This is a genomic window from Sphaerotilus natans (assembly GCF_900156335.1).
In the GTDB taxonomy this organism is placed as follows: domain Bacteria; phylum Pseudomonadota; class Gammaproteobacteria; order Burkholderiales; family Burkholderiaceae_C; genus Sphaerotilus; species Sphaerotilus natans.
Genome location: NZ_FTMZ01000014.1, coordinates 56,323 through 83,222, shown reverse-complemented (window position 1 = coordinate 83,222; position 26,900 = coordinate 56,323). Strand labels below are relative to the sequence as shown.

Below are 26,900 nucleotides of genomic sequence, written 5' to 3'. Positions count from 1 at the left end.
AATGGACATCGAAGCACGCGATCCGCGGCACCTGAAGCCGCACCCGAACAACAGCCGCCTGCACCCTGCTGAGCAGCTCGCCGCCCTCGAGGCCAGCTTCCGCGAGTTCGGCTTCAACGGGCTGGTCGTGATCGACGAAGACGACGTGATCCTCGCCGGGCACGGACGCACCACGGCCGCAATCCGGGCCGATCTAGGCGAGATCCCCTGCAAGGTGGTGCGCGGCTGGTCGGACGACAAGAAGCGGGCCTTCGTCATCGCCGACAACCAGATCGCCGACGGGTCGGTCTGGGACGACGCCATGCTGCTGCACGAGCTGCAGCACCTGGCCGGCTCGACCGAGGTCGACATCACCCAGTTCGGGATCAGCCTGGATGACCTGCTGCCGCAGGCCGGCCCGCCGACGACGACCGAGACCATGCGCAGCGCCGAGCAGCGCACCACCGCGCGCGAGATGCCGGCCGACGAGGCCGCCTACCGCGAGGAGATGGCCGACAAGCGCACGCCCGGCCAGGCGCCGATCGTCCCGATGTACGCCGAGCACCACCAGGCGTTCGTGATCGTCTGCGACAACGAGATCGACGAGGCCTGGATCCGCCAGCGGCTGGGCCTCAACCGGCCTCACCAGTCCTACAGCGACGTCAAGATCCTGACGCCGAACGTCATCACGGTGCAGCAGCTGCGGAGCCTGCTGGCATGAGCGAGCCCCTGCACATCGTCATCCCCTCGGCCGGCCGCGCCGGCGCGGTGCTGACCCGCGTCGAAGGCGCGATCCTGTCGGTGCCCGAGGATGAGGCAGCCGCCTACCGCGAGGCGCACCCGGACATCGAGGTCGAGACGCACCCGCCGCTGCGCAACCTGGCCGCCAAGCGCCAGTGGCTGTACGCGCGGTTCGGCGACCTGTTCATGCTCGACGACGACATCGCCTTCGCCTCGCGGCTGTACCTGCCGGGCAACAACCGCGAGCAGCACCTCACCCCGCGCGAGTGCGCCGCGCTGATCCAGTCCACTGCCGCCGCGGCGCGGGCGGCCGGGTGCTACCTGTTCGGCTTCAACGCGACCCCGAACGCCAAGCACTACTACCCGCACAAGCCCATCGAGCTGACCACCTACATCAACGCCAGCGCCTTCGGCCTGCTGCGCTCGCCGCACCTCTACTTCACCGAGCGCACGACCGCCGCCGAGTCGCACTGGATCAACCTGCTCAACGCCTTCTTCCACCGGCGCGCCTGGGTAGACATGCGATTCCACTTCGCCCAGGCGCCCGGCAGCACCTTCACCCGCCCCGGCGGGCAGACCCAGCACCGCACCATGGACAGCGAGCGCGAGGACACCCTGTTCCTGCGCCGCATGTTCGGCCAGGCGGTGCAGATCAAGGCAGCGCGCGGTGACGCGCGGCTGCTGACCCCGTACCAACGGACCATCCGCAACCCTCTGTGATCATGCGAACCACCTCCATCATCCTGGCCGGCCTGTTCCTGGCTGCGACTGTCGGCACCGCCCACGCCCGCGCCGGCGGCGGCGTGTCCGTGGGCCGATCGTCGAGCACAGTGGCACGCTCGATGCCTGTGCCTGCCGCGCCGCGCTACGTCCCGCCGCGCTACGCCCCGCCGGCACCACCCGCGCCCCGCTACAACCCCCCGCTGCCCCGCACCGAGCCGAGCCGCTCCGGTGCCGGCTCGGCCTTCGTGGGCGGCCTGGCAGGCGCGGCTGTCGGCACCATGGTCGGCAACGCGCTGTCCGGCCCGGATGTCGTCATCGCGCCCGGCGGTGGTGCTGCTGCACCTGCTGCTGGTGGAGCTCAGGCCGCTGCCGGCACGACGGTGATCGACCGCCCGCTGATCGGCCTCGGCGGCATCCTGCTCCTGCTGCTGGCCGGCGCCGGCGGCGTCTACTGGTGGAGCCGCATGCGCAACAAGGTTGTCGCGCAGTACCTTGGCCACATCCCGCCGCGGCCCGTGCCGACGCGGCCGGATGCATACAGCCCACCGCTGGTCGACGTGGACCCCGTCGTCCTGTTCTACGCGGTGCAGCAGGCCGCCATGGATGGAGACCGTGCCGCGCTCGAGCGCCACTGCAACCATGGCATGGCGCTGCTGCTGGCCGGCTGTCCCGAGCCGGGACGCGAGGCCACCAAGACGCTCACGGGCCTGACCTGGGTGCGTGACGACGACGAGTCGATCCTCTACCGCTTCACCGACTCGGCCGAACAGCGGCAGGTCACCGAGCGGTGGATGTTCGATGAGGCCGGCCGCCTGGACGGGATCGAGGTCCTCTGATGCGCACCACCCGGGCCCGCGCCAAGCCGACGCACGTCTACCACCTCGTCGACCCGCGTGACCGGGTCGTGCGCTACGTCGGCAAGACCGGCGCGCCGAAGTCGCGCCTGAAGGAGCACATCCGCGAGAGCGAGGAGCGTCAGAACACCGCGAAGAAGCGCTGGATCCATGAGCTGCTGGCCGAGGGCCTGCAGCCGGTCATGGTCATCGTCGACAGCTACCCGAGCGAGCCGCTGGCGCGCGACCGCGAGAGCGCCGAGTGCCACCAGCACGCCGCCACCATCTACAACATCCACGACCCCGCCAAGGGCGCGGGCGACCTCAAGAAGGCCTGACATGGCAACTGCAGCACCCCCGGCCGGCACCATCGGCCACGACCAGGCCGCGCAGATCCTGCGGATGAGCCCTGCCGAGCTGACCCGGCTGGCCAGCGCGGGCATCGTCCCGCGTGTGAGCCCCGGCATCTACCACCCCGGCACGATCATCGGGACCTACATCGAGCACCTGCGCGCCGAAGTCGCACGGCTGAGCGAACAGCTCAAGCGCGCCCAGCCCGAGACCCAGGACGAGATCGCGCACTACCTCGACATCAGCGACCGGCGCCTGCGCGAACTGCTCGCCGAGTGGGGCATCAGCCACAAGACCACGCCCCTCGACCAGATCCGGGTGCGCTACATCCGCAAGCTGCGCGAAGAGGCCGCCGGCCGCGCCGATGTCAACGGGGAAGAAGGCCTGGTCGCCGCACGGATCCGTGAGACAAACGAACGCGCCGACCGTCTCGCCCTGCAGAACGCCCAGTTGCGCGGTGAGTTTGCTCCGATCGAACTGCTCGGCGATGTGCTGGCCAAGACCATCGAGATCATGGTCAGCGAGCTCGAGCAGATCGACGCCGCGCTGGTCAAGGTCGCCCCCGACCTGCCCGAGCCCGCACGCCAGGCGGTGCTCACCTGCGTCAACGCCGCACGCAACAAGATCAAGGACCGGGTCGGCTCCCTGAAGGTCGATGACATCGACCCGGCTGACGACATCGATGGCGAGGAGGGCGACGCGCCGTGACCCGCAACATCAGCCCAGAGACCCGCGCGGCCATCCAGCGCTTGCTTCGCAAGCGAGCCGAGCTGGCGGGCGCCATCGATCGGATGACGCTCAGCGCCTGGGCTGAAGAGCACTTCGAGCTCGACGCCGATTCCAGCCACAAGGTCGGCGCCTGGGTGTGCTGGTCGTTCCAGGTCGGCCTCATGGACTGGATGAGCGACGACCGAGTCGAGCGGGTCAACATCAAGAAGTCGAAACGCGTCGGCTACACCAAGATCCTGACCGCGCTCATCTGCTACTACGTCGAGCACCTGCGCCGCAAGGTGGCTCTCTGGCAGCCGACCGACGACGACCGGGACAGCTACGTGCGCACCGAGCTTGAGCCCGTGCTCGACCTGGTCGATGCCGTCAGCGCCTCCCGGCGCAAAGGCGGTGCGCTGGACACGCTGAAGCTCAAGCAGTTCATCGGCGCGGTGCTGCACCTGCTGGGAGGCAAGGCCGCGCGTGCCTACCGCCGCATCACGGTCGCGCTGGCCATCCTCGACGAGTGGTCCGCCTTCGATCAGAGCATCGAGGGGCAGGGCGACCCCGGCAGCCTGGCATTCGGCCGGCTCGAGGGGGCGCCATTCCCGAAGTTCGTCGGCGGCAGCACGCCGGGCACCCGCGGGGCCTGTCACGTCACGCTGGCGTGCGAGCAGTCGCATGTGGACATGCGCTACCACATCGTCTGCCCGCACTGTGGGGTCGAGCACCCCCTGCTGACGGGCATCGCGCCCGATGGCACGCGCACGAAGGCCGGCCTGCAGTGGCAGCCCGGCAAGCCCGAGACGGTGGTGCACATCTGCCCCCACTGCCTCGAGCCGATCACCCAGTCGCAGTACCTGGTCGGCGGCGAGCCGATGCAGGGCACATGGGTCTGCATCCGCACCGGCATCCGGTACCTCGGCGCCGGTCGCTGGACCGATGCCGCTGGCGACGAGATTCGGCCGCCGCGCATCGTCGGGGCACAGATCTGGTCGGCCTACTCGCCTCAGCGCACCTGGTCCTCGATCGCTGAAGACCACGAGCGCGCGGCCAGCGCCGCCGAGGCGGGCGACAACTCGCTGATGATCACCCTCGTCAACGAAACCTACGGCGAAGCGTGGGAAGTCATCGGCCAGCGCCGCGACGAGCATGCCCTCGAGCGCCAGGCCAACAAGCACCGGTTGAGCATCGTGCCGGTCGGGGCGCTGGTCCTGACCGCCGGCATCGACGTCCAGCAGGACCGCATCGAAATCGGGGTCTGGGGCTGGGCCCGGGGCCTCGAGTCGTGGGTCATCGATCACCACATCATCGAGGGCAACCCCTCGGTCGATGAAGACCTCTGGACCAACGCCGCGTTGTACCTGCAGCGGCGCTACCGGCAGGCCTGGCACGGGGGCACGCTGGGCATCGAGTCGATCAGCATCGACTCCGGCTATGCCACCCACGCCGTCTACAACTTCGTGCGCCAGCACGCCGGCATCCTCAACATCCGCGCGATCAAGGGCGACGACGACGTCAAGATGCCGGTCAAGGGCCCCGCCAAGGCGGTCGAGGTCAACTGGCGCGGCCAGCGCTGGCCGAACGGGGTCAAGCTCTGGCACATCGGCACGCAGGCCGCTGAAGACCTGCTGCACGGGCAGCTCGGCGTCGAGAAGCCGGGCCCGGGCTATCTGCACTACGCCGAAGGCCTGCCGACCGAGTGGTATGCCCAGCTCACCGGCAAGACCCGTGTGCCGGTGCGCAGCAACCGCGGCGTCGTCGACCGCTGGATCCGCATGCGCAAGCGCGTCGAAGTGCGCGACTGCCGTCGCTACGCCCACCACGCGGCCGAATGCATGGGCCTGAGCGGCTACACCGCCGAACACTGGCGCCAGCTCGAGGAGCGTGTACAACCGCCGCAGGACCTGTTCAGCGAGCCGATCGTGATCGCCGTCGAAGACGACGCCAGCCTGATCCCGACCGCGGCACCTGTCGTCCCAGCAGCACCCGCTGTCCCCATGCCTGCACGCCTCAACCCTGGCCGGGCCGCCGGCCGAATCCAGCCCCGCCCATTCGGCGGATGACCCTATGCCGAAGACCGCCACCGCCACTGTCCCCGACATCGATGACGACGCACAGCCCGCAGGCGCGCCGAAACCCGACCTGGTCGACAGCGTGACCGCCTACCTGTGCGCGCTGGTGCCCGAGCTCTCTCTGCGCCCAGAAGTGCTCGAGCAGCTGCAGGAGCGATTGCGCGAGGAGTTCGGCGGTGTACACGGGCGCCAATACGTGCGGAGCAAGGCCGCGCTGGATCAGGTAAAGCTGCTCGCCCAAGCGCGTGCAATGCTCAAGACCAAGTCGCCCACCACAGTGGCCCGAGAGCTGGGCATCAGTCGCTCGAAGGCCTACAGCATCCGAGCAGCAATGCGAAGCTGCGACGCCGCTGAATAGCCGGCAACCGTCCAAACCTCATCACGACTTTGGACACGCAAGCCGGCACGCTCGCCGGCATGGCGTACACCCAAACCGATCTTGACCGTCTCGAGCGGATGGTGGCCAGCGGCACGCTGTCCATCCGCGAAGGCAACACGGTCCACGAGTACCGCTCGATGGCCGAGCTGATGCAGGCGCTCGCCTACGTGCGGCGCGAGCTGGCCACGCAGGCAGCCCCTGTGCCTCGGCCGGCCGGCGGGGTCTTCACGTTCCGACGCGTCAACGCCGCGGGAGAGTGACCGTGGCCAACTGGCTTGACCAGCTGATCGGTGCGATCAGCCCCAAAGCAGCCTTCCAGCGGGAGGCCTATCGCCAGGCCAAGCGCGCATTCGAGGCAGCCAGCCCTGCCGATCCATGGCGCCCGAAGCGAGGCGGGGCCAGCGCCAACACCGACGTGGCCGCCGACGAGCATACCTTGCGCATCAAGGCCCGCTGGCTGCGAGACAACGTCGGGTTCATCGGCCGCGGCCTGGGGCAGCGGATCGACTACGCCATCGGGACCGGCGTGGTCCGCAAGTGGGGCGGCCCGCATGCCAAGAAGCTGACCGAGGCCTGGGCGCAGCATGTCAAGGAGTGCGACGCTGACGACAAGCTCAACATGGGCGGCATCGAAGCGCTGTCCGTGCACACCATGGATGTCGACGGGATGGTGCTGCTGCGCATTCGCACGCGCCGTCCCGAAGACGGGCTGATGGTGCCGCTGCAGTACCAGGTCCTGGAGGTGGACTGGATCGACACGCAGCGAACCGCGCCCTCGAACAGCGCCAACCGGGTCATCAACGGCATCGAGTACAGCCCGATCGGCAAGACGGTCGGCTACTGGCTGTTCGACGAGCACCCCGGCGATGTCGGCAGCGGGTGGCGCACGCCGGCCATGAACAGCCGGCTGGTGCCGGCGGAATCGATCATCCCGCTGTACGACGTGAGCCGGCCAGGCGCAGGGCGCGGCGTGACCCGCCTGAAGTCGGTCATCACGGCGGTGCGCGACCTGCACAACTACCGCCAAGCCGAAATGCTGCGCAAGGACACCGAGGCCCGGCTCGGCATCATCGCGTCCGGCGACCTCAGCCAGATGGCGGCCCCGCCATCCGCGGGAGGATCGAGCGCAGGCGTCGGATTCCTCGGCGACATTCCGGCCGGCGGCATCTTCCAGGCCCCGCCAGGCCTGAACCTGACCAGCGTGCAGCCCACGGCCATGCCGGGCTATGTCGACGCCATCAAGATGGAGATCAAGCTGATCGCGGCGGCCGGCGGCTGGACCTATGAGGGCTGCACCGGCGACATGACCGAGGTCAACTACTCGTCCGCGCGCATCCGCCGGCTCGATTTCCGGGCCGAGATCGAGCGACTGCAGTGGCTGACGATCGACCACATGCTCTGCGAGCGCATGGACCGGGCCTTCGTGGCGCACTGCAAGCTGGCCGGGATCATCCCGCCGTCCGCGACCTGGTCGTGCGAGCACACCTACCCGCGCTGGCCGCATGTCGATCCGGTCAAGGACGTGGCCGGCGAGGTCATGGAGATCGCCGCCGGCCTGTCGACGATCAGCGCCGGCAATCGGTCCCGCGGCAACGACCCCGAAAAGGTCGCCCAGGAATGGGCCGCCGACATGAAGCGCCTCGGCCCTGACGGGCTCAATGTCCTGGCGACGATGCTGTTCATGCTCAAAGGCAAAGAGCCGGCGGATGGCGCCGGAAAGGACTTGCCATGACCACCACGGTCAACCTGCCGGCATCGCTGGTCACGCTGCTCGGGGTCGATGCCGCCTGGCATCCCGTCCAGCCCGACACGATCAGCGTCAGCGCTGGCACCGCCACGCTCACCTTCAGCGGCCTGGCCGAAATGGTCTGGGCTCCTCTACTGCCCGTCCTGGGCGCTCAGCCGGGCGAGCCGCCCGCAGTCGACTACCTGACCGACGCCAACGGTGACGTGCTCACCAACAGCGCGAACGAACCTCTCTGGGTCTGACCATGCCTCGCATCACCGATTCGCCCTCTCTGCCCCTGCCCCTGCAGCCGACCGATCGTGTCTACGTCGAACGCGCAGGGCAAGGCCCCTACGAAATCCCGATCAGCGAGATTCAGTCGCTGATCGGGGCCGCACCTGCCGACCACACGCACTCGCCGGAATCGCTCGGCGCCGCTGACGCTGACCACACGCATTCAGCCGCCCAGATCGCAGGTCTGGGGCCTGTGGCGACGATGACGCTGGCTGAGGCTCAAGCCTCGGTGTCAGGTGGTGGGGTCTATGCGCCGACGATGCCGACGACTGAGGCCATCGCAGCAGCGGCTGCAAGAGCAGCGGCAGACGGCGGCGGGATTGTCCAACTTCCAGCGGGCCGCATCACGCTGACTGCAAGCCTCCCGGCAATATCTGGGGTCAGGTATCGTGGAGTACACCCGGTGCCATATGTGAGTGCTGCGGCGCCAGATGCATATACTGCATTTATCGGCGGGACGGTGCTGGAGGGTAATGGCACTTTTGCGGCATACGGCTGCAATATGGATGACGCAGTATCGCCGCTTGCAAGCACTGCCGCATTTAACGCAATGGCTGTTTTTGGGGCAGGCTTTGAAAACTGCGGCTTCGAGAATTTCACGTACGCCGTGAAGGGCGGCGCGAATTACAAATCGTCCTTTATCAATTCGGCCTTCAGTAACCTCTACGCACTAAATTGCACGGCTTGGGGATTTTATTTTGAAAATTTCATCGAGTGCAGTTTTGATAATTTGCAGTCCATGCGGGCCACGCTCGGCATTGCGGCGTTCATCGGGTCGGCATCTAATGCGGTACTGAGCCCTGGGAACTCGACGCTAACGCGCTTGTACGGGGAGCCTGCGAGCACCAACGGCAGCCGTGGCATCATGATCGCCGCCCGAAACGGGACGACGCTAAATGAAATCGGCGGACGCAAACTGCAGGTCAACCGCTTTGTTGGTGGCGAGCGTCAGGAACTTATTCAGGGCACGTCTATCACGATTGGTAGCCCTATCCCGGTAACTGACACGTCTTATTACCCGCTTGAAATGCCGGTGTGCGTGACCCAATCGACAAACGGATTTACTTTTTACTCCACATATTTTGTTTACTCGCGCAGCACCACCACAGGACCGGGGACCATTACCCTCAGCCGGAAGGTGCGCAGCTCTGGGGATATCATCTACCCAAATGCCAGCAATACGATGACGCTCACGACAAAAGGGTTCCCGAACCTCGAACTCGTGAGCGAGCCAAGCTCGTCAATTGCTAACTTCAACATTATCGACGTTGATCTAGAGGGTAACGCGACAACAGCCGTTGTCCTGCAGGGGGTTGCGGGCCACCTCGGTATCAATCAGGTGCCGGGCACAACGCAGGCGTACAACACAGTTTGTATGCGCAGCGCGTGCGCGTGCACGATAGACTTGATTAATCATGGTGGATATTGGGATATTGACAGCGCAGCGGGTGGACTGTCATACCTGCGCACGTCGATTGTCTCTGGTTTCCGGCAAAATTTCGGAATCAATGGTTCCTGGCGCGACGAATCTGGAAATTGGGTACAGCAATTTGCCGGAACCGCACCGCAGAACGGCGTCTCGCCGTCTGTTGGCGATTTTATCGTGCCCGCAGGCACGCGCTGGATGAAGGCCGGGAAACTCGGAATTGGCCGCCGCGTGACGAACAGTAACGCAGCCTCGCTGACACTCTCTGATGTCAACGTGGGGGAAGTTGTAAACCGGTACTCCGCAGGCACTGCTACATGGACGCTCCCCACCGCCGCCGCGGCGAATCTGGGCATGGCCTTTCGCGTGGTTAATGCATCGTCGCAAGCTTTGACGGTCGCTACCGGAGGCGGGCAGCTTGTTAACGGGAAGCCTGCGGCCACGTCAATCGCCGTGTCTGCGTACTCCTCGTGCGACATCTCCCTGACATACGATGGGGCATCGTACCTTGTCAGTCTCGGCGGCGTGGCCGGCACGGTGACGTACTAACACAGGCCCTGCCGGTAAGGCTTGACCCGCCGGCAAGCCCGCACCCGATCACAGCAGGCGCTTGACACCGTCCTCAGACCCTGCTGCAGACCGTCCAAACCTCATCACGACTTTGGACAGTCACCTCGGCACGATGCGGCCCATGACGACCGCAACCGCATCCGCCGAGCACCTGCACCAGCTGCCCATGCAGCGCCGCGAGGCCCAGATCGTGCCGGCCTCCTACAACGAGGCCGACAACACCGTCGACGTGGTCTGGACCACCGGCGCGCGTGGCCTGCGCTACGACTGGGGGGAGGGCCGCTACTACGAAGAAGAACTGGTGGTCGACGATGCCAGCGTCGACATGACCCGCTTCGACTCCGGCAGCGTCCAGGCGCTCAACAGCCACAGCACCTACGGGCTGTCGAGCATCCTCGGCATCGCCACCCGCGGGTGGCTAGCGGAAGGTGAAGGCCATGCCCGGGTCAAGCTCAGCCAGGACCCCGGCAAGGCCGGCCTGGTCGCCGACATCAAGGCCGGGATCATCCGCAACATCTCGGTCGGCTACACGGTCCAGCGGTACGAAGTCATCGAACCCGAAGACCGCACCGATGGCGGCCAGCACCCGCTGGTGCGCGCCACCCGCTGGACGCCGCACGAAATCAGCTTCGTCACCGTGCCCTTCGACACCGGCGCCACCACGCGCGCCGCCGATCCGGTCGCTCAGACCTACCCCTGCCAGATCACCACCCGGGCGAGTGCCGCCCTCAACACCAAGGAGTCCCCGATGGGAGCCAACACCTCGAGCGGCGCTGCCACGGCCGAGCCGACCGCGCCGAACAACGACGCCATCCTGGCCGCCGAGCGCCAGCGCTCGATCGAGATCATCACGCTCTGCAAGGATGCCGGCGTGCCCGAGCAGGCCGCCGACCTGATCGGCCGCAACCTGTCGGTCGCTGACGCCGGCCTGGCCATCCTGCGCGCCAAGGCCAAGACCGACAACGAGGCGGGCGGTCACGTCAACGTGCGCACCGTCTCGGACGAGACCCAGACCCGCCTGCGCGGCATCGAAGAGGTCGTGGCCTCGCGGCTCGATTCGGCCGCGAAGCTGACCGACAACGGCAAGCGCTTCCGCGGCATGAGCCTGATGGAGATGGGCCGCGAGCACCTCGAGGCGCACGGTGTCAGCACCCGCGGCATGGACCGCCACACCCTGGCCGGCCACATCCTGCAGATGCGTTCGGCCCCCGGCTACATGGGCTCGAGCGACTTCGCGACGCTGCTGTCCAACGTCGCCAACAAGCGCCTGCGTCAGTCCTATGACGCCGTCTCCACCACCTACCGCCGCTGGGCCGCCAAGGCGCCGAACGCCCCCGACTTCAAGGCCATCAACATCGTGCAGCTCGACGGTCAGATCGACCTGCAGCCGCTCAACGAGGCCGGCGAGTTCAAGTACAGCGCGTTCACCGACTCCGGCACCAGCTACAAGCTCGGCACCGCCGGCCGCATCGTCGCGCTGACCCGCCACGCCATCATCAACGATGACCTGCGCGCCTTCGGCACGATCCTGAAGAAGTTCGGCAACGCCGCCGGGCGGTTCGAAAACATGACCGTGTACTCGCTGCTGACCGGCAACAAGGTCATGGGCGACAACAAGGCGCTGTTCCACGCCGACCACGCCAACAACACCACCGGCGGCGGCAGCGCGCTGTCGCTGGATGCCCTGCGGGCGTCCCGTCTGCAGATGCGCATGCAGAAGGAGGCCGGCGCCAGCGACCCGCTCAACCTCGCCCCGGCCTACCTGATCGCCCCGGCGGCGCTGGAGACCCAGGCCTACATCCTGACCAACGCCAACTACGTGCCGGCCAAGCAGACCGACATCAACGAGTTCGCCGGCAACGGTCGCTCGGCGGTCGAGCCGATCATCGAACCGCTGCTCGACGCCTCGTCGACCACCGCCTGGTACCTCGCCACCGACTCTGGCGTGTACGACACCATCGAGTACTGCTACCTCGACGGTGCCGAAGGCCCGCAGATCGACCAGCAGGTCGGCTTCGATGTCGACGGCCTGCAGATGCGCTGCCGCCTGGACTTCGCCGCCGGTGCCGTCGACTGGCGCGGCCTGACCCGCGCGACCGGCGCCTGATCCCCACAGCCCCAAGCTGAAGGACATCCTCCCATGAAGAACTTCATCCAACTCGGCGCCACGCTCTCGCTGCTGGCGCCCTATGCGCTCGCCTCGGGCAATGGCCTGCTGGTCGGCAGCATCTTCGCTGTCGCCGCCAACGATGCGCTCTCGGGCGAATCTGTCGAGGCCAAGCGCGACGGGGTGTTCAGCCTGCCGTGCCTGTCGACGGACACCGTCGCCGCGGGCGCCAAGCTGTACTGGGACAACACCAACCGCCGGCTGACCACCACCGCCACCAACAACACGCTGGTCGGTGCCGCCGTCGCCGCCAAGGCTGCCGGCGTGAGCACCGTGACGGTCCTGCTCGACGGCGCGATCCGCTGACCCGCATGACCTACTCGCTCGACGATCTGCCCGCTGCTGGCGTCCGCGCGATGCTCAGCGAGGCGATCGACCACCACCTGAGCAACTGCGCCGGCCTGCTGGCCGGCCAGCCGTTCCGGGGCATCTTCCGGCGCAGCTGGAGTGAGCAGAGCGAGTGGGACACCCGCGTCGGCGCCACCCGATGCACGCTGTCGGTCGACGCCGCCCTGGTGCCCACCGCCTGGGCCGGGCAGTCCGCGGCCCCTCAGCCGTGGCACGCCCACAGCCAGACCCTGTACCTGGCCAACAGCACCGGCCAGGTCCTCACCGACAGCTCAGACCAGCCGATCGAGCCCGTGCCCGCCGTCTCCCGGCAGACCGGCGCACCGGTCGAGATCACGCTGGGCGAGGGCGCCGGCAGCTACCGCATCACCGAGGCCATCCCGGCTGACGGTGGCCGCGTCCACCTCGTGCTGGAGATCGCGGCATGAGCGTCTTCACCAGCCTGCTGTCGGTGCTGGGCGGGGTCGTGCGCCAGGCTGCACCCGCATCCGCCGTCGTCTACCTCGGCCGCGCCGCGGCGCTGCCCGAGACCTCCGTGGCCATCAACCTGGAGCTGGGCGACAGCCGGCTCCACAAGAGCTACCTCGGCGACATCGTCACCTGGATCACCGACCTGGACATCGAGATCGCCGCCCAGGCTCTGCCCCGCGTCGACGAGAGCGCGGATCACGCGGCCGATGCCGTGCTCGAGCTGCTCTGGCCTGCACTGCAGTGGGCCCAGATCCGCGCCGCGCTGGCCCCGCTGGGCGTCACAGGCTACTGCAACGCCCAGGGCGATTCGGTCGATGTCGCCCAGGCCCTGCGCCGCACGACCGCCAGCGGCACCGCGCCGACCGGCCGCATCTCGCTGCAGATCAGCCTGATGCATCACACGGTCGCCAACACCCTGACCCCTTATTCGGACCCACCCGCATGACTCTGCCTCGCAGCATCCCCCCGATCGAGCCGGGCCTGCCTGCCACGCCACCTGTGGCGGGTAGCTGGACCCTGCAGCCCGATCTGCACCTCTACCCGGCCGACGCACAGACCGCCGCAGCCGCTGGCCTGGACTGGCCCGATCAACAACCCGCCGAGCTGACCGACCCCGCCAGCCCGGCAGCCTCAGGAGCCTGACATGGCATCTGGCAAGCAGGTCGTCGTGCTGGTCAAGCAGCAGACCGCACGCAACACCCCCGCCACCCTCAGCGCGTCCACCGATGCGCTGCTCATCCTGCAGGATGATTTCGACGTCGGCTATGAGCGCGAGCGCACCCGCGTCACGCAGCTCGACGGCAAGCTCAACGCGCCCGAAGTGCTGCCGGGCGCGGCCAACTTCATGCAGAGCCTGAGCGTGGGCGTGATCGGCTCGGGCACCGCCGGGGCGGCGCCGCGGTTCGCGGCGCTGCTGAAGGGCGGCGGCTTCGCCGAAACCCTGGTGGCGGCCGGCAGCGGCATCACCGCCCGCGCCGAATACAACCTGGCGCCGAACCCCGGCAGCCAGATCGGCCTGAGCATGGCCGTCTACAGCGGCGACCAGCTCCACCCCGGCGCAGACGTGTTCGGCACGATCGACATCGCGCTGGCCACCAACTCGCTGGGCAAGCTCACCTTCAAGGCCAAGGGCCGGCTCAACGGAGACGTGTCGGCGGCGGCGGTGCCCAACGGCACGTTCGTGCGCCGGCTGCCCCTGCCGGGCTCGCCCACCAACACCAGCAAGGTGCGCATCGGCGCGGTCGGTGGCGTCACCTACGCCAACGCCGCCCTCAGCGGCGGCACCGAGTTCCTGATGTCGAGCTACAGCTTCTCGAGCGGCGCCAAGGTCGACTACCAGGCGTGGTGCGGTGGCGATGACACCGACATCAGCGACGCCGAGCCCACGATCAAAATCCAGTGCGCCATGTCGGCCAGCGAGTACGTGGCGATGTGCGGCCGTGACAAGGCCGGCACCGGCTTCAGCATGGGCTTCATGCACGCCCTCGACACCGCCGGCGCCCCTGCTGCGGGCTCGAGCTGGGGCATGCACGCCCCCGTCGCCAAGATCACCAGCATCAAGAAGACCGCCGAGGTCAACGGGCAGATCGTCGCCGACATCGAAGCCTCGCTGCAGCCCAGCGCCCCCGGACTCACCGACGCCGTGCGGCTGTGGTTCCTGTAATCGTCGCCTTCTGGAGACTCGTCATGCACTTCATCATGCGTCCGCTGCCGCGGTTCCCGTTCACCGCGCAGCTCCAGCAGGGCGACCAGACCGTCGAGATCGCGCTCGTCGGCCAGGCCATGACCCCGCGCCAGTACAAGGCGCACATCAAGGCCTGCGAGCTGGCCGGCGGTGACTTCGACTCGACCCGCTTCCTGTCCGTCCTGATCCCCGAGGGCGCCGGCATCGTGGACGAGGCCGGCGATCCGGTCGCGTGGAACGAGGACACCATCGACGTGCTGCTGTGGCAAGACGCGCAGGCCTTCCAGGTCCTGCTCGATGCCTACCGGGCCGGCGCCAGCGAGGCCGCCCGAAAAAACTGACGGAGATCGCTCGGGCACTGGCCTCACCGCCCGAGCAGATCGACGACAGCACCGAGCACCTGGGCGGTGGCCTGGTCATCGAAGACGACCCTCGGCTCGTCCCGATCCCAGAGCCCGACATCGAGGTCTGGGAGTCGCATTGGACCGCCTTCATCCTCTTCCGCGCCCTCTACGGGCAGTGGCGGATGGGGCCCGGCGGGCCAGTCGCGCTCGACTACCTCGCCATCGAGCCTGTCGCCCGTCTGCTGCGCATCAAGCCGGCCGATGCCGCCGCCGCCTTCGAGGCCCTGCAGGTCATGGAAGGCGCGGCCCTGACCACCATCCACGAGCGAGCGCAGCGTGAGCTGCAGTCCCTGAGATGACCACCGACATCAAGATCCGCCTGACGCTGGACCGCAGCGGCTACTCGCAGTCCGTCAACCAGGCCAGCGCCGAAGCTGCCAGCATGGGCCGGGGCATCAGCGGCGCCGCCAACTCGGCCACGCGCTCGCTCGATGGCCTGCGCTCCGGCGTCCGCTCCGTCGCCGTCTCGCTCGGCGACATCGCCAAGGGCGCGGTGGTCTTCAACAGCGCCGCCGCCGGCGCGCAGCGCCTGGCCGAGGCCATGGCCGCGATCCCGAGCAAGGGCATCGGCTTCATCGCCGAGACCGAGGTGGCCCAGCTCGGCATGGCCGGCATCCTGCAGAGCATGGTCGAGATCGAGGGCCAGTCGATCAGCTTCGCGCAGGCGCAAGACCTGGCCGCCGGATCGGTCGCGCGCCTCCAGCGGGCCGCGGCCGAAACCGCCGCCAGCAGCGAAGACCTCATCAGCACCTTCCGCGCGCTGCTCGGACCAGCCACGGCTGCAGGCATGTCCCTGCAGCAGATCGAGCAGTTCACGATCACCGGCGCCAACGCCATCAAGTCGATGGGCATGACCACCGGCCAGATGGTGCAGGAGCTGCGCGATCTCACGCAGGGCGGCATCACCGCGGCCGGCAGCACGCTGGCCACCGCGCTGGGACTCAAGGATGCCGACATCGCCAAGGCCAAGGCCAGCAGCGAGGGGCTCTTCAAGTTCCTCATGGACCGCATGAGCGGCTTCGCCTCCACCTCGCAGGTCTACAGCCAGACCCTGAAGGGCGGTTGGGAAGCCCTGCAGGAGCAGATCACCCAGGCCAGCGCCTCGGCCATGGCGCCGGCGGCCGAAGAGGCGAAGCGCGCCATCAGCTCGATCAGCGAAGCGCTGCAGGGCGACGGGCTCAAGCAGGGCCTGTCGGGCATCGGTGAGGGGCTGGCCACCTCCATCCGCACGATGAGCGAGGGCGTGGCCATCGCACGCGAGTACAGCGGCGCCATCGGTCTGGTGGCCGGCGCCTATGCGGCGCTCAAGATCGGCCAGCTTGCGGGAGAGATCCAGCAGACCACGCAAGCCAAGCTCGGCGCGTCTGCCGCCTCACGCCTGGCCGCAGCCCAGGCCGCCCTCGAGGCGGTCGCCAACGACCAGGTCACCCAGTCGAGCCGCCAGCAGCTCGCCGCGCTGCTGGCCGAGCAGCGCGCCAAGGTCGCCGCGCTCGCGCAGGAGCAGGCCCTCACCGCGGCCCGGCTGCGAGCCGCCGAAGCCATGGCCGCGCAGCTGGTCGGGCAGGCGCGGCTCAACGCCCTCGAGCAGCAGGTGCTGCCACTGCGCCAGCAGCACGCCCAGCAGACCGCCGCGCTCGAGCAGGCGCAGCAGCGCCTGACCGCTGCGACCAATGCGTCGAGCATCGCGGCGCGTGGGATGGGCGTGGTGATGGGAGCTCTGGGCGGGCCGGTGGGCATCGCCATTACCGCGATCACGATGCTCATCGGCAAGATGATGTCGGCTCGCGCCGAAGCCGACAAGATTTCCAAAGTCCAGCTCAGCACCGACCGGATGAAGGCTGACCTGGCTGCAGGCAAGCAGGTCAGCTCGACCGACGCCAGTCGACTTGCTGCAGCACAAGCCGAGGCTGAAGAAAAGCGCGATGGGCTCCTCGCCAAGGTCCGCGAGGGCAAGTACAGCATGGGGGACCGGAGCGGCAGCGGCTTTTGGGGCATGGGCAAGTCCCAGGTCCAGCAAGACCGCGATGACCTCGCCGAAGCCGAAAAGGTCGTCGCTGAATACACCGCGCTGAACAAGCAGGTCCAAGATGCCCAGGCCAAGGCCGCAGGGGCCACGCCGAACATCAACCTGCGCGCCGGGGCCTCATCGAAGGGGCTCGACGAACTGCTGGGCGATGCCAAGACCGCCGAAAGCGTCAAGAAGGCCGGCGCCGAGAAGCTCCAGCAGCTCGAGATGCAGGCCACGCGGGAGCGTGAGCTGATGCTCAAGCGCGGGGCCACGGCAAAAGAACTGGCCGCTTTCGACGCCCTCACCGCTGCAGGAAAGTCCGCCATCCAGCGCGACACCACGCTGGGCCTGCAGGAGCTGGCCAACAAGGAGCGCAAGGCCGCCCTGGGCCCCGGCGCCACCGGCGAAAACCCGGAAGCCGCCGCCGCGCGGCTGGAAAAGGCTGTGGCCGACAAGCGGCTGGCCGAGCTGAAAGCCGCCAGTGATCTGCGCCTCGCGCAGAACGAAACCGAGCAGGCCCGACTGGAAGCGCAGCACCAGGCCGGCCTGATCGGCGTCGAGGAATTCGAGGCCCGCAAGACCGAGATCGCGCGCGAACGCCTGCAGGAGCGCATCGCCCTGATCGACGCCGAGATCGAGGCCGAAGCGAAGCGCGCGCCGAAGGACAAGGCCGAGCAGGTCGCGCGCGACACCAAGATCGTGCAGCTGCGCTCTGACCGTGCCGGTGCTCAGGCCGATGTCGACCGGCTGGGCATCACCAGCCAGGCCAGCGCAGGGGCGCGACAGCTCGAGCGCGACCGCGAGACCGCCGCTCGCACCGTCGAGCTGTGGCAGACCACCCAGCAGCGCATCGACCAGCTCAAGCAGGCCAACGCCAGCGCCACCACCGCGCTGATCACCGACCCGGTCGCCAAGGCCCGCGCCGATGCCGCCGCGCAGGTCGCCGAGATCCAGAAGCTCAGCTCGGAGCAGACCCGGGCCCTGCAGTTGCAGGTCGAGCTGGTCGCCGATGACGGGCAGCGCGAGATGCTCCAGCAGCAGATCCGCACGCTGGCCGAAGAGACCGGCCGCTCGGTCGAACTGGTCAACCGGGGCCTGACCGAGCGCCTCAAGCCGGGCTGGCAGACCATGGTCGAGGGCTGGGGCGACACCCAGCGCATGATGCGCGAGCACAGCGACCAGACCATGCAGTCCCTGCTCAAGGGCGGCGAAGACGCCTTCGTCGGCCTGCTGCAGACCGGCAAGCTCAACGTGCGCAGCCTGATCGATTCGATAGCCGCCGACTTCGCCCGCGTGCAGTTCCGCCAGATGGTGGCGGGGCAGGGCTCCTCGCTGCTGGGCAGCGTCGGGGGCCTGATCGGTGGGCTGCTCGGCGGTGTCGGCAGCATGGGCAACGCCGGCGCTGGCAACTACTCGGCCGCAGGCCTGGCCGCCGCCTTCGCCAGTGCCAAGGGCAACGTCATCTCGGCCGAGACCGCACACGCCTTCGCCCTCGGCGCGCCCTTCGCCAACAAGATCGTCACCGCACCGACGCATTTCCGCTTCGGAGCCGGCGGCGAAAAGCTGGGCCTGATGGGCGAGGCGGGCCCCGAAGCCATCATGCCCATGCCGGACGGACGCGGCGTGCAGGCCATCAGCCCGGACGGGCGCTATCTGCAGACCCTGGGCCTGGGCCGCGATGGCAACGGGCGGCTGTCGGTCGTGATCCCGCCCGGCTCCAAGTTCGCGACCGGCGGCGCGTTCGGTGCCAGCGCGCTCACCGGCGGCGCGGCAGGCCACCGCGGCGACACCACCATCACCGGCGGGCCGATCAGCCTCACCGTCTCCAACGATGCCCAGCTGCTCCAGCACATCAACAAGATGATGGCCGCGCAGCAGCGCGACCTGATCCGGCGCCTCGAGCAGGCCGGGGTGAAGATCTGATGGCCATCGTCTCGTTCCGCACCTCGGGCCTGTGGGCCGATGCCGGCTCGGGCATGCAACTGGTCGTGCCCGGCATCGTCACCACCAGCAGCATCACCGGCACGATGCAGTCCCGCCTGACCGGCCTGCCGTACCACGAGCTGACCCTGATCACGCCGCGCCGGCTCAGCGGCATCACCGCCGGCCGCTGGAAGGCGCTGATCGATCAACTGCGCGGCCAGGTCAACCACCTCGAGGCCTATGACCCGGCGCATCTGGTGCCCAACGGCACGGCTCGCGGCGCCGGCAGTAGTGGCGCGGCCGCGGCATCGGCCACTGCCGTCTATGTGTCCGGCCTGACGGGCACGCTGCTGCGTGGCGATCGGCTGCAGATCGGCACCGGTCTGGGCTCGCACTACCTGCACGTCACCGCCGACGTCACCCTGCCCGGGACGGTCAGCTTCGAGCCGCCTCTGCGCACCGCCATCGCCAGCGGGCAGACGGTGCAGCTCGATCGCCCCAGCGCCATGTTCAAGCTCGTCGGCCAGCCGCCCCTGTGGCCGGCGGCCCCTGGCCAGCAGGTCGACCAGGTCACGCTGAAATTCCGGGAGCAGTGGCAGTGATCACCCTCGATACGCCCACCCAGACCCTGCATGACTCGGGCATCGTTGCCGAGTGCGGGCTGTTCCAGCTCGATTTTTCCGCCGCAGCCGGTGGCACGCAGCGCATCGCGCTGTGGCCCGTCGACATCGTGTCCGGGGGCTACACCTGGCGTGGCGTGGGCGATGCCATCAAGCCGCCGGCCGCTAAAGCCAGCGCTGACGCCGGCGGCCGGGTGACCCTCGAGCTCAGCGCCGCCAACCTGGCGCTGCTGGCCCTGTGCATGGGCCCGAGCCACACCTGGCGAGGCCGGCGGGTCACGCTCTACAGCCAATTCCTCGACGCCAATTACGCGCTGGTCGGATCGCCGCGCCGCTACTGGTGCGGGACGATGACTCGCATCGGCACCCGCGTGGAAACCGGCGATCAGCAGCAGATGCAGGCGGTCGTCGAAGTCGAGCTCACCTCGCTCGGCACCAGCCGCGCTCGCACGGCTGAGGGCCTGCGCTGGACGCCGCAGCAGCACCGCAGCCGCTACCCCGCCGATGCCGGCCTGGATGGGCTGCCGTCCATGCTCACCAACACCAACTGGCTCTCCAAGGCCTACGTCGATTCCCAGCCATGAGCCTGCTGACCGAATTCATCGCCCAGCAGCAGCCGCGCGCCGTCGACTGGAGCGAATCGCACTGCTGCACCATCCCGGCCCGCTGGGTCGCGGTCGCCGAAGGGGTCGCGCCGCCGATGCCGGCCGTCGACAGCCAGCTCGAGGCGCTGTCCACCATCCTGCGCCGGGGCGGTCTGGTCGAGGCCGTCAGCCAGATCATCAGCCGTCGCCCGGTGGCCACCGAGCACGCGCGTCCCGGCGACCTCGTCGCCTTTGCGCCGGGCGTGGTTGGAGCCGGCGGTATCGGCGTCATCGGCATCGTGCTGGAGGGCCTTGAGCCCCTGCTGGCGATCGCATTCGCCGGACCGCAGGCCACGCTGCACCCTGTGTCTGCAGCGGCAGTGGCCTGGGAGATCGCGCGATGACCCGCCGCCTGCGCCGTGTCGCCGCTGCACTGGCCGCGGCCGGCCTGCTCTGGAGCACGCCCGCACATGCCGATCCGATCACCGCCATCGCGCTGGTGGCGCAGGGCATCGCGGTGGCGGGTGGCGCGACAGTGCTCGGCGTGGCCATCAGCGTCTCGGTGGCCACCTATGTCGCCATCGGCGCCTCGCTGGTCGGCGGCATCATGGCCCGGCGCAAGGCAGCCCGGGCGGCCGCAGCCGCTCAGCGCGCTGCCTCGAGGGAGTCCCTGCAAGAGCGCACGCTGGTCCTGCAGTCCAGCGAGCCGTCCCCGCAGATCATCTACGGCCGCTGTGCGGTCGGCGGGGCCGTGCTCGATCGGCTCTCGTCGGCCAAGACCTACGTGGCCGACGATGGGACCACCAAGACCCGGCCGGACGCGCTGCAGCACATCATCGTCGGCCTGGCCTGTCACGAGATCACCAACGTCCACCGGGTTTTCATGCTCGGCGAATGGCTCGAATTCGGCGCCGACAAGTGGACGACCAACACCAATTTCCGCAAGGCCGATTCGGCGCACGTCACCAAGTCGCTGGCCTTCAGCGGGGCAGGGCAGGCCACGATTCCCGACGTGCCGGCAGGCAGCACGGTCTCGCTGGTCAGCATCACCCGTGAGCTGTGGCCGCGGCCCGAGAACAGCGAGCCCACCCAGAGCCACACCGGCGCCACGATCAGCGGATCGACCATCTCCGGCGGCCCGACCTCGGGCACCTGGCAGGTCACCTACAGCCTGGGCAACACCAGCCCGCGCGTCCGTCTCGAGTGGTTCGCAGGCACCACCACCCAGACCGCCAGCACCTACCTCAAAGCGGCCAACAGCCGATGGACCGATGCACACCGGCTGCAGGGCATCGCCTATGCCATCCTGACGCTCGATCTGGACGACAGCCGATTCCAACAGGGCCTGCCGTCCGATCTCACCTTCGACGTGTCGGGCAAGCCGCTACTCGATCCGCGCACCGGCACCACCGCCTACAGCGACAACACCGCGCTGGCGGTCTACGACTGGCTCCGGCAGCCCTGGGGCTACAACCTCACCACCGACGACATCAACACCAGCTCGGTCATCACGGCTGCAAACGCCTGTGACGCCCTCTACTACGGGACCGAAAAGTTCTCGCGCGTCGCCGGCGCCTTCAAGGCCAGCGATGACCGATCAGCCGTGCTGGCGGACCTGACCGAAAACATGGGCGGCTTCGTGGCGCAGGGCCCGGTCTGGTCCGTGCACGCAGGCGCCTGGTCAGCGCCGGTGATGACGATCACCGATGACGACGCGGCCGCGCCGGTGCAGGTGCCCCGCAGCGCCACCGATCACGACGAGGCCTTCAACTCGGCGCGCGCGACCATCATCCCGTTCGGCTCCACCCAGACCGAAGACGTCGACCCCTACATCAACAGCACCTTCGTCACCGCCGATGGCGGCAACGAGTGGCAGTCCTTCACGCTGCCCTTCTGCCCGTCAAAGAACCAGGCGCGCAGCCTGCTCCGCCAGTTCGTGGAGCAGGCCCGGGCCGGGATGATCGTGCAGTACACCGGCAAGATGCGCCTCTGGCGGCTGGAGGTCGGCGACCGCGTCACGCTGACCGACAGCATCCACCAGATCAGCGACAAGACCTTCCGGGTGCTGGACTGGTCGTGGGCGCCGGGGCAGCCCGTCACGCTGAGCCTGCAGGAGGACATCGCAGCGACATATGACCAGGCCGACGCGATGGACCCCGACCCCGCGCCGAACACCTCCCTGCCGCCCCCCGGCACGGTGAGCCTGCCGGCGGGTGTCACCACCACCAGCGGCAACAGCACGCTGATGCAGATGAGCGACGGGACCATCGTGCCGCGTGTGCTCGTGACCTGGACCCGGCCGACAGGCATCTACATGACCAGTCCGGGCGCTCGCACCGAAATCGAGTGGCGGCAGGTCAGCGACACCGCCTGGACCGCGCTGCGGGTGCTCGGCGACGCCGACCGCACCTGGATCGACGGTGTCCGCGACCAGGCCCCGATCCTGGTCCGTATACGGCACGTCAACAGCTTCGGAGCCGAAAGCGCCTGGATCATCCGGGCCCACGTCGTCGCCGGCAAGTCGGCGGTGCCCACCGCGCCCACGGGCTTCGCGGTCACCGAAGGCGCCAGCGGCGAGCGCATCTACTCGGTCACGCACGTCCAAGACCTGGACCACGCCGGCTACATCGTGCGCGCCAGCGGCGTGCTCACGGCGACTTGGGACCAGATGGCCCAGGTCGCGGCATGGACCGGCGCGACCACGCAGCACCGCTCGGGCTCGCCCGGCGACGGGCAGTGGCGCTTCGCGGTCCGGGCGGTCGACACCAGCGGCAATCTGTCGGTGCCGATCTACGTGACCGCGACGCTGACGCAGCAGGCCATTGGCTGGTCTGAGCTGTCGGGTGTCCCCGGCAACCTGGCGGGGCTGACCGGCGCCGAGCAGATCCGCAACGATCAGCTCGCCAGCTCGGCCAACATGCTGTTCGACTCGGATTTCGTCGCGGGGTTTTCCGAGTGGGTCTTGGCAGCGCCCGCACTGCCGCCGTCCGGGTACGGAGTGAATCTCAACCCGACATGGACCCTTAATCTTGGAGTTGGCGGGTCGGCAAATACCATCTACATGGAGCATTTGTCCCGATCGAATGGGCTATACGCCGAAGTTCTCGGCCCCCCTGTGCTCGTCAGGCCGGGTGATGTCATGTGTGCGTCAGCATACACGGGGGCACATCGGTGCAAAGTGGCCGTGTTTTTGTTTTATTACAACCAGTCCGGGATTGTTGGGAATTCCTATAACTCGCCGACTGTCGAGAATGATGAAGAGGCAAACGGCAATGGCAATTATGGGCTGCAGTCCTGGAAGCGATGCTTCTCGATTTCATCCGTCCCGCAGGGTGCGACATTCGCGCGCCTAGTCCTGCGCAAGTACGACACAAAAGAGGGACAGGCAAGCTCCTATCTTTTCGCCTGCCGGGCTCAGGTCGAGGAGGTCGGCGCCAACGCCACCGGCCCCGGCCCGTGGACACCCGGCCCTGCTGCGGTGCGATTCGGCGACAACGTCTACGGGCAGGCGCAGACCAGCGACATCGCCGAGGATGCCGCCACATCCGTGCTGGTGTCGCGCTATGCCGGTGCGATGACGCTGGTCGGGCCTGACACCGGCACCGTCATCCGCCAGCTCTACTACACCGCTGACGCGCCGTGCAAGCTCCAGATTCGACTGTCGTACACGTACGAGAAAAACGTGGCCACGGTGCCGAACGGTTCGGACCCGGCCAGCCCCGGTTCCGTCATGTCGTTCAACTTGACGTATTCGAGTGGCGGTATTACTGGCTGGCCTGATACCGCGTTTTACATCGAGCATTTAGGGCTGGATGGTGTCGTGTCATATACGCACACGGTCAACATTCCGTCCGCCGGTGAATTCAGAATATTCTGCTACTGCACCGCTATCACAGGTATCACCATCTACCTGTATGACCCGGTGCTGAATGTCGAGGTAATCAAACGATGAAAACATGGAGTTTCTACAGCGAGGACGGTAGCGTCCTGCCCGACCGATATTGCGGCCCGCCTGCGCTGCTGATGCTCAACACACCAGCCGGCTGCATCGCCATCGAAGGGGACCTCGACCCGCAGCGTCATCGCGTGCAGCTCGTCGACGACGGCATGGGCGGCGAGGCGGTGCCGGTGATCGTCGACCGCCTGCCGCCCCGACCGGATCGCGAGGTCGCCGGTGCTGAATGGGACTGGGATGACGACGCGGCCGACTGGGTGCTGGTGCCCACGCTGGACGGCCTGCGGGCCAGCCGCTGGGCGGCACTGCGCGAGCGGCGTAACGCCCTCGAGGTCGCGCCGCTGCTGGTCGACGGGATGCTGTTCGACTGCGACGAGCGCGCAGTGGCCCGCATCGGCTTGGCGCTCAAGCAAGCCGAGCTGACGCCCGGCTGGGTCAAGGTCTGGACCCTGGCCGACAACACCACTGCCGAGATCACCGCCCCGGTGCTGATGCGCGTGCTGCTGGCCCTGGCCACGCGCGGCGAGCAGCTGCACGCCACCGGCCGCGCCCTGCGCCAGCGCATCACCGAGGCCACCACGGCTGCACAGATCGAGGCCGTGACTTGGCCGGAGGAGACCACCGATGCCGACGCCTGATACCCGATGGGGCGAGGAGATCGAGGACCGGCTCGATCGCGGGTCCGAGCGCATGAAGCGAATCGAAGCCGAGCTCGCCCGGCAAACCGAACAGCTCACGCAACTGCAGACCAGCCTGGCCAAGAACACCGAAGTCACCCAAGAGATTCGCGACCTGTTCGATGCCGCGCGCGGCGCGTTCCGGGCCCTGAACGGGATCGGGATCGCTTTCGGCTGGATCGGCCGGATTGCCGCCGCCGGCGTGGCGATCTGGGGCGCGGTCTACGCCATCACTCATGGAGGCCGCCCGCCGGGCGGCCATTGATTCACCAACCACACGACGAGGAACAAACATGAACCCGATCCTGAACCGACTGAAAGAGCCCAGCACCTGGGCAGGCATTGCCGTCATCGCCACGGGCCTGGCCGAGATCGCACCGGCGGCGCCGTCGATGATGCTGCGCGGCGTGTCTGCGCTGGCCGGTGGCCTGGCCATGCTGCTGCGCGAGCGCGGAGGCGCGCAATGATGCCGGCCGCCGCGCTGACATTCGAGGAGGCCTTCGAGCGCCTGATGGGGCACGAAGGCGGCTACGTCAATGACCCGCGCGACCCCGGCGGCGAGACAAAGTGGGGCATCAGCAAGCGCAGCTACCCGAGCGTCGACATCAAGTCGCTGACCCGGCAGGGCGCCGCCGAGATCTACCGGCGCGACTTCTGGGGGCCGCTCGGGGCGGCGCCGGGCTCGGTCAAGTTCCAGGCGTTCGACTTCGCGGTCAACAGCGGCATCTCGACGGCCATCCGCAAGCTGCAGGCCGCCATCGGCGTGGCGGACGATGGGCACTGGGGGCCGGTGTCTGCTGCCCGGCTGGCGACGATGTCCGAGACCGATGTGCTGATGCGCTACGCGGCCCAGCGCCTGCGCTACGTCGCCGCGCTGTCGACCTTCGCGACCTACGGGCGGGGCTGGGTCAATCGCGTGGCGGCGAACCTCGATTACGCGGCGGAGGATGCCGCGTGATGGGCGTCCTCCGCCGACTCTTCGGCTCCGGCGTCGGCGCCGGCCAGGTCGAGGCCGCAGTGCTGCCGGGCTCCGGGGATGTCGCGCTGCGCTACCCCGGCGAGGGCGTGCCGCGCATCATCAGCGCCGCCACGGCCTGCGCGATCGCCGATGCGATCAACCTGCGCCGGCGGATCGTGGCTGACGAGCAGGCCCAGGCCAGCGGCGAATGATCAGCCGCTACGACCTGACCACCGCTGTCGAGATCGCTGCCCGCCACATCGCACCCGACGATGTCGACGCCTGCGCCGAGCGCCTGCGCATCGCCGCGGTGCCAGCGCTGCTGCAGTGGTGCCCGGCGCTCGAAAATCCGTGGCGGGTGGCGGCGGTGCTGTGCTGGTGCGACATGGTCGGCGCCGGCCGGCTGGAGCGATCCGGCCTGCGCCTCGCAGTGCATGCCAAGAACTGGAGCGGCGCCGCGCTAGAGATCCGGCGCCGGGTGCTCACACGGGGGCGGATTGACCCCGATCGATTCGAGGCGAGGGCGGTACTGGCCGAGATGATGCTGCGCGGCGGGCCGGCCGAGAAAGACGAAGCCCCGGGCAAGGCCGGGGCATGATGTCCGGTGCGCCGGCCTCAGAGGGCCGGCAGGTCATCAGGCGAAGAAGTCGCTGATGTCGCGACCGATGTGCTCGGCGAGATCGGCGTAGGTCGCGAACGACTTGTTGCCGATGAGCACCACGCCGTCGCCGTATGCATCCTGCTGTGCCAGATTGCCTGTCGCCTCTTCTGCATCGCGGATCAGTCGCGGGGTGTCAATTCGGTGTGCGGTAGCGTCGTCGCTGAACTGCGCAACGATGTCGTCGTAGTCGGTGTAGCCGGCATCGCGGGCGTACTGGTCGAGTGCGCCGACTTGGGTCTCGGCGCGGTACTCGCCCATGTTGGTGCCGTTAGCGAAGACGATGAAAGTGGTCATGGTGAGCTCCTTGAGGGTGGTTGCCTGGACTGCTCTCTGCTGTCCATGGGCTATATTGTGATCGCATTGCGATCATTGCGCAAGGGGGGCGCATGATCTTTTTGCGATCTACAATTGCGCTATGCAAACACCGACACCAGACATGATCCGAGCCGCTCGCGCGGCTGCAGGCGACACGCAGGCGCAGGCGATTCAGCGGCTGCACCGAGACCGCCGTATGACATGGGATGACTGGGAGTCCGGGCGGCGGGTGATGGAGCCGGCCCTCTGGGAGCTGTATTTGCTCAAGACCGGCCAGCATCCAACGCATCGCCTGGTCGCGGGCGAATGATCTGCCAGCG

Annotated in this window: 32 protein-coding genes; 31 read left to right on the top strand and 1 reads right to left on the bottom strand. The window is 68.1% G+C overall.

All coding sequences use genetic code 11. The features are described 5' to 3' along the window. The first annotated feature begins 1 nt into the window (after window position 1). The 30 genes from BW996_RS13285 (at window position 2) to BW996_RS13155 (ending at window position 26,202) form a co-directional block, all read left to right on the top strand. Window positions 2-700 carry a ParB/Srx family N-terminal domain-containing protein gene (locus BW996_RS13285; protein ID WP_051631476.1) on the top strand — a complete coding sequence of 233 codons (699 nt, stop codon included), beginning with the start codon at window positions 2-4 and terminating at the stop codon, window positions 698-700. Further along, window positions 697-1,440, top strand: coding sequence for a GREB1-related protein (locus tag BW996_RS13280; protein ID WP_037477822.1), 744 nt, complete (start codon window positions 697-699; stop codon window positions 1,438-1,440). Before BW996_RS13285 ends, BW996_RS13280 begins: the two co-directional genes overlap by 4 nt. A gap of 2 nt (window positions 1,441-1,442) precedes the next feature. Further along, window positions 1,443-2,279, top strand: a complete 837-nt coding sequence (locus BW996_RS13275; RefSeq protein WP_037477824.1) for a hypothetical protein — start codon at window positions 1,443-1,445, stop codon at window positions 2,277-2,279. Beyond that, window positions 2,279-2,614, top strand: a complete 336-nt coding sequence (locus tag BW996_RS13270) for a GIY-YIG nuclease family protein (RefSeq protein ID WP_037477826.1) — start codon at window positions 2,279-2,281, stop codon at window positions 2,612-2,614. The genes BW996_RS13275 and BW996_RS13270 overlap by 1 nt, the downstream gene beginning before the upstream one ends. 1 nt (window position 2,615) lies before the next feature. Further along, window positions 2,616-3,335, top strand: a complete 720-nt coding sequence (locus BW996_RS13265) for a hypothetical protein (protein WP_051631477.1) — start codon at window positions 2,616-2,618, stop codon at window positions 3,333-3,335. Continuing rightward, window positions 3,332-5,401: a phage terminase large subunit family protein gene (locus BW996_RS13260; protein ID WP_051631478.1), complete on the top strand. Its 2,070-nt coding sequence runs from the start codon at window positions 3,332-3,334 to the stop codon at window positions 5,399-5,401. Before BW996_RS13265 ends, BW996_RS13260 begins: the two co-directional genes overlap by 4 nt. 4 nt (window positions 5,402-5,405) lie before the next feature. Continuing rightward, the gene (locus BW996_RS13255) at window positions 5,406-5,768 is read left to right on the top strand and encodes a hypothetical protein (protein ID WP_037477829.1); all 363 of its coding nucleotides are present in this window, start codon (window positions 5,406-5,408) and stop codon (window positions 5,766-5,768) included. A 59-nt stretch (window positions 5,769-5,827) separates the two neighbouring features. Beyond that, window positions 5,828-6,049: a phage head-tail joining protein gene (locus tag BW996_RS13250; RefSeq protein ID WP_139330877.1), complete on the top strand. Its 222-nt coding sequence runs from the start codon at window positions 5,828-5,830 to the stop codon at window positions 6,047-6,049. Window positions 6,050-6,051: 2 nt separating this feature from the next. Next, window positions 6,052-7,521 (top strand): phage portal protein, encoded by a 1,470-nt coding sequence (locus tag BW996_RS13245; RefSeq protein WP_051631479.1) that lies wholly within the window; start codon window positions 6,052-6,054, stop codon window positions 7,519-7,521. Then, complete coding sequence (locus BW996_RS13240; RefSeq protein WP_037477833.1) at window positions 7,518-7,778, top strand: hypothetical protein; 261 nt, start codon at window positions 7,518-7,520, stop codon at window positions 7,776-7,778. The genes BW996_RS13245 and BW996_RS13240 overlap by 4 nt, the downstream gene beginning before the upstream one ends. A 2-nt stretch (window positions 7,779-7,780) precedes the next feature. Continuing rightward, on the top strand, window positions 7,781-9,784 hold the full coding sequence (locus BW996_RS21350) for a hypothetical protein (RefSeq protein WP_139330876.1): 2,004 nt from the start codon (window positions 7,781-7,783) through the stop codon (window positions 9,782-9,784). Between the two features lie 142 nt (window positions 9,785-9,926). Then, complete coding sequence (locus BW996_RS13235) at window positions 9,927-11,912, top strand: prohead protease/major capsid protein fusion protein (RefSeq protein ID WP_037477835.1); 1,986 nt, start codon at window positions 9,927-9,929, stop codon at window positions 11,910-11,912. A gap of 33 nt (window positions 11,913-11,945) precedes the next feature. Continuing rightward, window positions 11,946-12,278, top strand: a complete 333-nt coding sequence (locus BW996_RS13230; protein ID WP_037477838.1) for a DUF2190 family protein — start codon at window positions 11,946-11,948, stop codon at window positions 12,276-12,278. Between the two features lie 5 nt (window positions 12,279-12,283). Then, a complete protein-coding gene (locus BW996_RS13225) occupies window positions 12,284-12,748 on the top strand; it encodes a hypothetical protein (protein ID WP_037477840.1) in 465 nt (154 codons plus the stop codon). Beyond that, window positions 12,745-13,236, top strand: coding sequence for a hypothetical protein (locus BW996_RS13220; RefSeq protein ID WP_037477842.1), 492 nt, complete (start codon window positions 12,745-12,747; stop codon window positions 13,234-13,236). Before BW996_RS13225 ends, BW996_RS13220 begins: the two co-directional genes overlap by 4 nt. Then, complete coding sequence (locus BW996_RS21345) at window positions 13,233-13,433, top strand: hypothetical protein (protein WP_037477844.1); 201 nt, start codon at window positions 13,233-13,235, stop codon at window positions 13,431-13,433. The genes BW996_RS13220 and BW996_RS21345 overlap by 4 nt, the downstream gene beginning before the upstream one ends. 1 nt (window position 13,434) lies before the next feature. Then, on the top strand, window positions 13,435-14,454 hold the full coding sequence (locus tag BW996_RS13215; protein WP_037477846.1) for a hypothetical protein: 1,020 nt from the start codon (window positions 13,435-13,437) through the stop codon (window positions 14,452-14,454). 23 nt (window positions 14,455-14,477) lie between these two features. After that, window positions 14,478-14,816, top strand: coding sequence for a hypothetical protein (locus BW996_RS13210; RefSeq protein ID WP_037477848.1), 339 nt, complete (start codon window positions 14,478-14,480; stop codon window positions 14,814-14,816). A 104-nt stretch (window positions 14,817-14,920) separates the two neighbouring features. Then, window positions 14,921-15,178, top strand: a complete 258-nt coding sequence (locus tag BW996_RS22215; RefSeq protein WP_037477870.1) for a DUF1799 domain-containing protein — start codon at window positions 14,921-14,923, stop codon at window positions 15,176-15,178. Next, window positions 15,175-18,810, top strand: coding sequence for a phage tail tape measure C-terminal domain-containing protein (locus BW996_RS13200; RefSeq protein ID WP_037477850.1), 3,636 nt, complete (start codon window positions 15,175-15,177; stop codon window positions 18,808-18,810). Before BW996_RS22215 ends, BW996_RS13200 begins: the two co-directional genes overlap by 4 nt. Further along, window positions 18,810-19,412: a hypothetical protein gene (locus BW996_RS13195; protein WP_037477852.1), complete on the top strand. Its 603-nt coding sequence runs from the start codon at window positions 18,810-18,812 to the stop codon at window positions 19,410-19,412. The genes BW996_RS13200 and BW996_RS13195 overlap by 1 nt, the downstream gene beginning before the upstream one ends. Then, the gene (locus tag BW996_RS13190; protein ID WP_076458945.1) at window positions 19,409-20,014 is read left to right on the top strand and encodes a hypothetical protein; all 606 of its coding nucleotides are present in this window, start codon (window positions 19,409-19,411) and stop codon (window positions 20,012-20,014) included. The genes BW996_RS13195 and BW996_RS13190 overlap by 4 nt, the downstream gene beginning before the upstream one ends. Next, window positions 20,011-20,418 (top strand): DUF6950 family protein, encoded by a 408-nt coding sequence (locus tag BW996_RS13185; protein ID WP_037485643.1) that lies wholly within the window; start codon window positions 20,011-20,013, stop codon window positions 20,416-20,418. The genes BW996_RS13190 and BW996_RS13185 overlap by 4 nt, the downstream gene beginning before the upstream one ends. Next, on the top strand, window positions 20,415-23,966 hold the full coding sequence (locus BW996_RS13180; RefSeq protein WP_037485642.1) for a phage tail protein: 3,552 nt from the start codon (window positions 20,415-20,417) through the stop codon (window positions 23,964-23,966). Before BW996_RS13185 ends, BW996_RS13180 begins: the two co-directional genes overlap by 4 nt. Next, window positions 23,963-24,607, top strand: coding sequence for a DUF4376 domain-containing protein (locus BW996_RS13175; RefSeq protein ID WP_081838298.1), 645 nt, complete (start codon window positions 23,963-23,965; stop codon window positions 24,605-24,607). Before BW996_RS13180 ends, BW996_RS13175 begins: the two co-directional genes overlap by 4 nt. Continuing rightward, a complete protein-coding gene (locus tag BW996_RS13170; RefSeq protein WP_051632285.1) occupies window positions 24,594-24,911 on the top strand; it encodes a hypothetical protein in 318 nt (105 codons plus the stop codon). The genes BW996_RS13175 and BW996_RS13170 overlap by 14 nt, the downstream gene beginning before the upstream one ends. A gap of 28 nt (window positions 24,912-24,939) precedes the next feature. Then, window positions 24,940-25,113: a hypothetical protein gene (locus tag BW996_RS21725; protein ID WP_156027893.1), complete on the top strand. Its 174-nt coding sequence runs from the start codon at window positions 24,940-24,942 to the stop codon at window positions 25,111-25,113. Then, complete coding sequence (locus BW996_RS13165) at window positions 25,110-25,604, top strand: glycoside hydrolase family 108 protein (protein ID WP_051632284.1); 495 nt, start codon at window positions 25,110-25,112, stop codon at window positions 25,602-25,604. The genes BW996_RS21725 and BW996_RS13165 overlap by 4 nt, the downstream gene beginning before the upstream one ends. Next, the gene (locus BW996_RS13160; RefSeq protein ID WP_037485640.1) at window positions 25,604-25,816 is read left to right on the top strand and encodes a hypothetical protein; all 213 of its coding nucleotides are present in this window, start codon (window positions 25,604-25,606) and stop codon (window positions 25,814-25,816) included. The genes BW996_RS13165 and BW996_RS13160 overlap by 1 nt, the downstream gene beginning before the upstream one ends. Continuing rightward, a complete protein-coding gene (locus tag BW996_RS13155) occupies window positions 25,813-26,202 on the top strand; it encodes a hypothetical protein (protein WP_051632283.1) in 390 nt (129 codons plus the stop codon). The genes BW996_RS13160 and BW996_RS13155 overlap by 4 nt, the downstream gene beginning before the upstream one ends. Window positions 26,203-26,238: 36 nt before the next feature. Here the strand turns inward: BW996_RS13155 and BW996_RS13150 are convergent, their stop codons facing one another. After that, complete coding sequence (locus BW996_RS13150; protein ID WP_037485638.1) at window positions 26,239-26,559, bottom strand: hypothetical protein; 321 nt, start codon at window positions 26,557-26,559, stop codon at window positions 26,239-26,241. 142 nt (window positions 26,560-26,701) lie between these two features. On the opposite strand from BW996_RS13150, the gene BW996_RS13145 reads away from it, so the two are divergent. Then, window positions 26,702-26,890: an XRE family transcriptional regulator gene (locus tag BW996_RS13145; RefSeq protein ID WP_241462055.1), complete on the top strand. Its 189-nt coding sequence runs from the start codon at window positions 26,702-26,704 to the stop codon at window positions 26,888-26,890. The last annotated feature ends 10 nt before the right edge of the window (window positions 26,891-26,900 follow it).